This is a genomic window from Micromonospora sp. NPDC002575 (assembly GCF_042889525.1).
GTDB lineage: Bacteria > Actinomycetota > Actinomycetes > Mycobacteriales > Micromonosporaceae > Micromonospora > Micromonospora carbonacea.
In genome coordinates this window covers 226,066-234,820 of record NZ_JBIARA010000015.1, presented here as the reverse complement: position 1 = coordinate 234,820, position 8,755 = coordinate 226,066, and the positions used below count along the sequence as shown (strand labels likewise).

5 protein-coding genes and 1 pseudogene are annotated in these 8,755 nt (G+C 73.7%); 4 read left to right on the top strand and 2 right to left on the bottom strand.

Going from position 1 to position 8,755, the window contains the following annotated elements; genetic code table 11:
- Positions 1-153: 153 nt before the first annotated feature.
- Positions 154-357 (bottom strand): hypothetical protein, encoded by a 204-nt coding sequence (locus tag ACFYWL_RS22485; protein ID WP_386975667.1) that lies wholly within the window; start codon positions 355-357, stop codon positions 154-156.
- A 60-nt stretch (positions 358-417) separates the two neighbouring features.
- Here ACFYWL_RS22485 and ACFYWL_RS22480 point away from each other — a divergent pair, with 60 nt between their 5' ends.
- The 4 genes from ACFYWL_RS22480 (at position 418) to pulA (ending at position 8,309) form a co-directional block, all read left to right on the top strand.
- A complete protein-coding gene (locus ACFYWL_RS22480) occupies positions 418-1,215 on the top strand; it encodes a hypothetical protein (protein ID WP_386975666.1) in 798 nt (265 codons plus the stop codon).
- Positions 1,216-1,294: 79 nt separating this feature from the next.
- Positions 1,295-1,684 carry a hypothetical protein gene (locus tag ACFYWL_RS22475; RefSeq protein WP_386975664.1) on the top strand — a complete coding sequence of 130 codons (390 nt, stop codon included), beginning with the start codon at positions 1,295-1,297 and terminating at the stop codon, positions 1,682-1,684.
- A 143-nt stretch (positions 1,685-1,827) separates the two neighbouring features.
- A complete protein-coding gene (locus tag ACFYWL_RS22470) occupies positions 1,828-2,580 on the top strand; it encodes a cellulose binding domain-containing protein (protein ID WP_386975661.1) in 753 nt (250 codons plus the stop codon).
- Positions 2,581-2,807: 227 nt separating this feature from the next.
- Positions 2,808-8,309, top strand: coding sequence for a pullulanase-type alpha-1,6-glucosidase (gene pulA / locus ACFYWL_RS22465; RefSeq protein ID WP_386975659.1), 5,502 nt, complete (start codon positions 2,808-2,810; stop codon positions 8,307-8,309).
- Between the two features lie 64 nt (positions 8,310-8,373).
- Here pulA and ACFYWL_RS22460 read toward each other — a convergent pair.
- Positions 8,374-8,755 (bottom strand): annotated as a pseudogene (locus ACFYWL_RS22460) (right-handed parallel beta-helix repeat-containing protein); the annotation flags it as partial.

Sequence of the window (8,755 nt, the reverse complement as noted above, 5' to 3'; positions counted from 1 at the left end):
AGGACGCCCCAAAGGCAGCCGAAACCAGCAACCCACCCCACGCCACAAGACAATCATCAAGCGACGCCGACCCGCCCAGCGTTAAATCCCCAGACTGGGGGTGTCGCCACTCTTTCCCTGATCGAGCGTGACCATGGCCCGCCGGCCTGCCGGTCAGGCCGGGTCGTCGGGCGGCGGGGTGCCGACTGCGCCGGTGGCGGCGGCCTCCGCGTGCCGGTCGCGCAGCCGGGCCCGGATCTCCTCCGGGGTGTACGCCCGCCGCCGCCGCTCGGCGCGGGCCACGACCACGCCGGTCGCGGCGACGCCCGCGAGACCGGCCAGCCCGAGCCACTTCCACCACTGCATCCGTTGCCGCATGCGCCTAGGGTAGACGTTCATGAGCGAGCAGAACGTCGGCGGCGACGGCGGGACGATGGCATGAGCATCGGCCTGGACGAGGCCGTGGAGCTGACCCGCACCGGCGACGTGTGGGTGTTCCGGGGCCGCAGCGTGCCCGACCGCGCCATCCAGCTCACCACCAACAGCCCGGTGAACCACGTGGGCATGGCGGTGGTCCTGGACGACCTGCCGCCGCTGATGTGGCACGCCGAGCTGGGCCGGTCGCTGCCGGACATGTGGACCGGCACCCACCACCGCGGGGTGCAGTTGCACGACCTGCGGGACGCGGTCTGCGTCTGGGCCAACCGGTACGGCCAGCGGGCCTGGCTGCGCCAGCTCGAACCGCCCGCCGACGCGACGATGGAGCAGGCGGTGCTGCGCACCGTCGCCCGCATCGACGGCACGCCGTTCCCGTCGACCGCGCAGCTCGCCTGGCGTTGGGCGCGGGGCCGGGTGCCGCAGGTGCGGTTGCCGCTGCCCCTGCCCGGGCGGCGGGACCGGGCGGCCGGTCCGGCAGACCGGGGGGCCGCGCAGGCACAACAGGCAGCCGTGCAGGCGGAGCAGGCAGCCGTGCAGGCGGAGCAGGCAGCCGCGCAGGCGGAGCGGGGGACCGGCACGCCGGAGCGGCCGGGCGGGGTCGCGGTGCGGGACCGGGCGCTGGAGACGGCGTACTGCGCCGAGGTGGTCGCGGTGACGTACGAGGCGATGGGCCTGCTGCCGGCGGGCCGCCGGCCGAACTGGTACGACCCGGGCCGGTTCTGGAGCGGCGACGACCTGGGGCTGACCGGCGGGGCGCAGCTCGGCACGGAGATCGAGGTGCGGATTCCGCCACGGTGAGCGACCGGGCCGGCGCGGTGCGCGCCGGCGCCGTCGACCTTGGTTTGCCGGGGACGGCGGGCGGCAACTGACAGTCCTCGTGACAGCATCCACCGATCTCGACGCGCTGACCGACTTCTTCGGCCGGTACGGCGTGGCCCTGACCACCGGCGACGTGGCGGCCGTCGCCGCCTGCTACGCCCTGCCGGGGCTGGTCGTCGCCGACACCTACAGCTTCTCGTTCGCGTCCCCGGCGGCGGTGGCGCTGTCGTTCGTCGGCGCGGCCCCGGACTACCAGGAGCGTGAGCTGGTGGCGGCGCACGCCATGATCGGGGACGTGCAGCCGGTCTCGGCGCTGCTGACCGAGGTCGCCGTGGAATGGGAGTTCCTGGACGGCCGGGGGCGGCGCGTGCCGGGCGAGCGGTACCGTTACCTGCTACGGAGTACCGACGACGGCCCTGCCATCTGTACGGTGATCCGCACCGCCTGACCCCGTCGCGGCCACCCCCGGGTGCGCGCGGCATCGACGGAACGGGGCCCACTGGACTGTTAGGACGGTTCAGTGTGCTCCGGCTCTTTCCGACATTGCCGTTGATCGCTACGCTCTCCGGGCGGGACCGATGAGGGAGGGACATGTCGGGCACACGTCGCGCGCAACCCACCTCCGGGGCCAATGCCGCCATCGCCAGTTCGCCCTGGATCGTGGTCTCGGTCGGGGTGGTGGTGATGGTGGTGCTGCTGTTCGTGGCGCTCGGCACCTACCGCAGCCGGGGGCCCGTCGGTGAGGCGTTCCCGGCTCCCGAGTGGACGATGCCGCTGCCGACGCTGCCGCCGGCGGTGAGCCGGTCGGTGACCGAGCCGCCCGCGCCGGTGGTGCCGGGCCTGTCCCCGCGTGCGACCCTGTCGCCCAGCGGGGCGCAGCCCGCCGGGCACGCCGTGGCGACCACCCCGGTCGGAGAGGGCGGCGCCGGCCCCCTGCCGGCGGAGCCGGCCGCCCCGCCGCCCGCCGCCCCGCCCGCGCCCGAGCCGCCGGCCCCGACCACCCCGGCCAGGCCGCCCGCGTCGTCGTCGGTCAGCGGCGCGTACCGGGTGATGAACTCCTACGACGGCGCGTTCATCGGCGAGGTCCTGGTGCGCAACGAGTCCCGGTCGCAGCGGGGCTGGACGGTCCGGATGACCTTCCCGGCCGCCCACCTGGTGACCGCCTGGATCGAGGGCGCGCCGCAGGGCCGGATCAGCCGCTCGGGCGACACCTGGACGTTCACCAGCGGCGTCGACCTCGGCCCGGGCGCGTCGGTGCCGCTGCGGTTCCACTTCGACCGGACGCGGGCCACCCGGCCGACGACCTGCACCGTCGATGGGGCCGGCTGCTCCGGCCTGCGCTGACCGGCCCTGCGTCGTCACCGGCCGGGGCCGGCTCCCTCCTGCGCCGTACGCGCCCGACCGCCCGACCGTACGCGCCCGACCGCCCGTCCCCCGGGCCGCGCGGGCGCGCCGTCGGCCGCAGGCGCTTGCAAGATGACTGCTTTGTTGCGACTCCGTTTGCAAGGTATTGCAGAACGTTTCGGCAAGGGCTAGCGTGCGGGCCAATCACGACCAGAGGAAGGCCGTCGATGAAACCCCCGCCGATGCCCCGTAAGGCGCTGCTCGCCTTGGTCTCCACCCTCACCCTCGCCCTCGTCGGCGCCCCCGTCGCCGTGCGCCAGCTCGGCGGCGACGCCGCCGACGCCGGCACCCGCACCGACCCGCTCGCCGCCGCCGGCGCGACGCAGTGGCGCGCCGAGCCCTCCGCCGACGCCCTGCTCGCCGCCGGCCACGACGACGCCCGGGCCGAGCAGTTCTACTTCGTCCTGCCCGACCGGTTCGCCAACGGCGACCCGCGCAACGACGCCGGCGGCCTCACCGGCGACCGGTTGTCCACCGGCCTCGACCCCACCGACAAGGGCTTCTACCACGGCGGCGACCTCAAGGGCCTCATCGACAAGCTCGACTACATCCAGGGGCTGGGCACGACGGCCATCTGGCTCGCCCCGGTGTTCAAGAACCGGCCCGTGCAGGGCGCCGGCGACGACGTCTCCGCCGGCTACCACGGCTACTGGATCACCGACTTCACCCAGGTCGACCCGCACTTCGGCACCGACGAGGAGCTGAAGCGGCTGGTCGAGCTGTCGCACCGGCGGGGCATCAGGGTCTACCTCGACGTCATCGTCAACCACACCGCCGACGTCATCAAGTACGCCGAGGACAAGTACGCCTACATCGACAAGAAGACCGCGCCGTACACCGACGCGCAGGGGCGCGCCTTCGAGGACCGCAACTACGCCGACGGCACCCGGGGCTTCCCCGAGGTGAACGCCGACTCCTTCCCGTACACGCCGACCTTCGACAGCCCGGCCGACGCGAAGGTCAAGGTCCCGGCGTGGCTCAACGACGCCACCATGTACCACAACCGGGGCGACTCGACCTTCTCCGGCGAGAACAGCGAGTACGGCGACTTCTTCGGCCTGGACGACCTGTGGACCGAGCGCCCCGAGGTCGTCGCGGGCCTCACCAAGGTCTACGGCGACTGGATCGGCGCGACCGGCGTCGACGGGTTCCGGCTCGACACCGTCAAGCACACCAACCTGGAGTTCTGGCCGCAGTTCAGCCGGGGCATCGAGCGCGCCGCCGAGAAGGCCGGCAAGAAGGACTTCTTCATGTTCGGCGAGGTCTACAGCGCCGACCCGGAGATCACCTCCACCTACGTGCGGCGCGGCGGCCTGCCGGCCACCCTCGACTTCGCGTTCCAGGAGGCCGCGCGCGGCTACACCGCCGCCGGTGGTTCCGCGAAGGCCCTCGCCGACGTGTACGCCCGCGACGACCTGTACGCCGCCCGCGACACCGACGCCAACCGGCTGACCACCTTCCTCGGCAACCACGACATGGGCCGGATCGGCTCGTTCGTCGCCGCGGCCGGCGGTGACGACGCCGCGCAGCTGCGCCGCGCCACCCTCGCCCACGAGCTGATGTTCCTCACCCGGGGGCAGCCGGTGGTCTACTCCGGCGACGAGCAGGGCTTCACCGGCCCCGGCGGCGACAAGGACGCCCGGCAGGACATGTTCGCCTCGCGCACGGCCGACTACCTCGACGACGACCTGATCGGCACCGACCGCACCCACGCCGCCGACCAGTACGACCCGACGCACCCGCTCTACCGCGCCATCGCCGGGCTGGGCGCGCTGCGCCAGGCCCACCCGGCGCTGCGCGACGGCGTGCAGGTCACCCGGTACGCCGCCGACGGTCCCGGCGTCTTCGCCTTCTCCCGCGTCGACCCCCGCCAGCGCGTCGAGTACGTCGTCGCCGTCAACAACGCCGACACCGCGCAGACCGTCACCGTGGACACCTGGTCGCCGGGCACCGCGTTCGCCGGCATCCACGGCGGCACCGGCACGCCGACCGCCGGGGCGGACGGCAGGCTCACCGTCACCGTGCCGGCGATGTCCGCCGTGGTCCACCGGGCCGCCAAAGCCATCCCGCAGGCCGCCGCGAAGCCGACGATCGCCGTCACCGCCCCCGCCCCGGGCACGCCCGTCGCCACCCGGGCGGCCGTCACCGCGCAGGTCACCGGCGACCCCCTCGCCACCGTCACCGTCGCCGCCCGGGTCGCCGGCGGCCGGTGGACCCTGCTGGGCAGCGCGCACACCGCCCCGTACACCGTGCACCACGACCTGACCGGCCTGGCCGGCGGCACGAAGGTCGAGTACAAGGCCGTCGTCCGCGACGGCCGGGGCCGCGTCGCCGCCACCCGCTCCACCGCCACGGTCGGCACCCCCGCCCAGAGCGCGTCGCGGGACTGGCTGGTGGTGCACTACCAGCGCCCGGCCGGCGGCTACGCCGACTGGGGCCTGTACGCGTGGGGCGACATCGACCCCGCGTACGTCACCGAGTGGCCCAAGGGGCAGCCGTTCGCGGGCGAGGACTCGTACGGCCGGTTCGCCTGGGTGAAGCTGAAGCCCGGCGCGAAGTCCGTCGGGTTCCTCGTGGTCGACGCCGCCGGCACCAAGGACGTCGCCACCGACCGCACCGTCGACGTGACGCAGACCGGCGAGGTGTGGGTGAAGCAGGGCGACGCCGCGCTCTACCCGAGCAGGCAGGCCGCCACCGGCGAGCCCGACCCGCCCGTCGCCGGGGACACCGCGCTGATCCACTACCGCCGCGCCGACAACAACTACGACGGCTGGGGCCTGCACCTGTGGGACGGGGCCGCCAACCCCACCGACTGGTCCAGCCCGCTGAAGCCGGAGAAGGTCGACTCCTTCGGCGCGGTCTTCCGGGTGCCGCTGGCCGCCGGGGCGACCGGCCTGAGCTACATCGTCCACCACGGCGACACCAAGGACCTGCCGGACGACCAGCGCCTCGACTTCGCCACCGCCGGGCGGGAGGTGTGGCTGCTCGCCGCCACGCCGGGCCGGCTGCTGCCGACGACCTCGTCCGGGGTATCCAGGAACGTGGACATCACCAAGCAGCGGGCGCAGTGGATCGACCGGTCCACCGTCGCCTGGCAGGCTCCCGACACCGACGGCCGGACGTACGCCCTGGTCACCGCCCCGGCCGGCGGGCTGAGCGTCGTCGACGGGGAGCTGTCCGGGACGTACACCTCGCTGCCGCTGCGGGCGCAGCGCAACGGGCTCACCGAGGCCCAGCGCGCGCGGTTCCCGCACCTGTGGGCGCACCGCGCCTTCACCCTCGACCGGGCCGACCTGGCGAAGGTGCCGGCGGCGCTGCGCGGGCAGCTCGTGGTGACCGAGCGGGACGCCGAGGGCGCGCTGCTCGGCGCGTCCGGGGTGCAGGTCCCGGGCGTGCTCGACGACGTGTACGCCGCCGCCACCGGCGCGAAACTCGGCCCCGTCTTCGCCGGCCGGGTGCCCACCCTGTCGGTCTGGGCGCCCACCGCCCGGTCGGTGGCGCTGGAGCTGTTCGACGCACCGACCGCCGCGCCGCGGGTCGTGCCGATGCGCCGCGACGACCGCACCGGCGTGTGGTCGGTGCGCGGCGAGCAGGGCTGGACGGGCAAGTTCTACCGGTACCGGGTGTCGGCGTGGCAGCCGGCGGCGCAGCGGATGGTCACCGCGTCGGTGACCGACCCGTACTCGGTGGCGCTCGCGCCGGACTCCACGCACAGCCAGATCGTCGACCTGGCCGACCCGGCGCTCGCCCCGGCCGGCTGGGCGGGCCTGCGCAAGCCGGCGGCCGTGCCCCCGGCGAAGGCGCAGATCCAGGAGGTCTCCGTGCGGGACTTCTCCGTCGCCGACGCCACCGTGCCGGCGCAGCGGCGCGGCACCTACCTCGCCTTCACCGACCCGGACACGGCCGGCATGAAGCACCTGCGCTCGCTCGCCGCCGCCGGGGTCGACTACCTGCACCTGCTTCCCGCGTTCGACTTCGCCACCATTCCCGAGCGGCGGGCCGACCAGCAGCAGCCGGCCTGCGACCTGGCCAAGCTGCCCCCGGACTCCGACGAGCAGCAGCGCTGCGTCGCGGCCGTCGCCGACACCGACGGCTACAACTGGGGGTACGACCCGCTGCACTACACCGTGCCGGAGGGCGGCTACGCCGTCGACCCGGCCGGGGCGGCGCGCACCACCGAGTTCCGCCGGATGGTCGCCGGGATCAACGGCGCGGGCCTGCGGGTCGTCATGGACGTCGTCTACAACCACACCTCGGCCGCCGGCACCGATGCCAAGTCGGTGCTCGACCAGGTGGTGCCGGGCTACTACCACCGGCTGCTCGACGACGGGGCGGTTGCCAACTCGACCTGCTGCGCCAACACCGCGCCCGAGCACGCCATGATGGGCAAGCTCGTGGTGGACTCGCTGGTCACCTGGGCCAAGGCGTACAAGGTGGACGGCTTCCGGTTCGACCTGATGGGTCACCACCCGAAGGCGAACATCCTGGCCGTGCGCGCCGCCCTGGACCAGCTCACCCTCGCCCGCGACGGCGTCGACGGCCGGAGGATCCTGCTCTACGGCGAGGGCTGGAACTTCGGCGAGGTCGCCGACGACGCCCGGTTCACGCAGGCCACCCAGGCCAACATGGCCGGCACCGGGATCGGCACGTTCAACGACCGGCTGCGCGACGCGGTGCGCGGCGGCGGCCCGTTCGACGCCAACCCGCGCGTGCAGGGCTTCGCCTCCGGCCTGTTCACCGACCCCAACGGCGACCCAATCAACGGCTCGGCCGCCGAGCAGAGGGCCCGGCTGCTGCACGCCCACGACCTGATCAAGGTCGGGCTGACCGGCAACCTGCGCGGCTACCGGTTCACCGACTCCGCCGGCCGGCAGGTCACCGGCGCGCAGGTCGACTACAACGGCTCGCCGGCCGGCTACACGGCCGCGCCGGGCGAGGCCGTCACCTACGTCGACGCGCACGACAACGAGATCCTGTACGACGCGCTGGCGTACAAGCTGCCGCAGGCCACCTCGGCGACGGACCGGGCCCGGATGCAGGTGCTCGCCCTCGCCACGGTGGTGATGGGGCAGGGCACCGGGTTCGTGACGGCCGGCTCGGAGCGGCTGCGGTCGAAGTCGCTGGACCGCAACTCCTACAACTCCGGCGACTGGTTCAACCAGATCCGCTGGGACTGCGCGCAGGGCAACGGGTTCGGCGCGGGACTGCCGCCGGCGCAGGACAACCAGGACAAGTGGCCGTACGCCAAGCCGCTGCTGGCCGACGCGAAGCTGGTGCCGGACTGCGCGGCGATCGACCTGGCCAACGCCCGGTACGCGGAGCTGCTGCGCGTCCGCGAGTCGTCGCCGGTGTTCGGGCTGGACACCGCCGAGCAGGTGCAGAAGCGGGTCGCGTTCCCGCTGTCCGGCGTCGGTGAGACGCCGGGCGTGCTCACCATGACCCTCGACGCCCGGGGGCTCGGCGGAGCGTGGCGGTCGGTGACCGTCGTGTTCAACGCGACCCCGCAGGCGGCGAAGCAGACCGTGACCGGGCTGCGCGGGTCGGACGTGGCGCTGCACCCGGTGCTGCGGGCCTCGGCCGATCCGGTGCTGCGCGCCGCCTCGTTCGACCGGGGCAGCGGGACGTTCACGGTGCCGGCGCGCAGCGTGGCGGTCTTCGTCCAGCGGTAACGGCCGTCGACAGGGTCCGGCCCCCGTCCCGAAGGGACGGGGGCCGGCTGCGGTGCGCCGTCGGTCAGCCGAAGCAGTTGGTGACGGTGCCGGTGCAGTTGGTGGGTCGGTTGCTGGTGGTGGTTGTGGTGGGGTCGGTGGTGATGGTGGTGTTGGTGTTGATGCCGCCGCCGCCGTTGGTGGTGAGGGCGGTGTTGTTGGTGATTCTGGTGTTGGTTGGGGTGAGGGTGCCGTTGGTGTTGCGGATGCCGCCGCCGAGGGTGGCTTTGTTCTTGGTGATTTCGCTGTTGCGGATGGTGAGGTTGGCGGTGCCGCCGAGGTTCGGGGTGAGGTCGACGTTGAGGATGCCGCCGCCGCCGAGGCCGTTGGTGAAGTTTTCGGTGATCTTGCTGTCTTCGGTGGTGACGGTGCTGGACAGCAGGAGGCCCGAGGTGTTGGCGATGCCG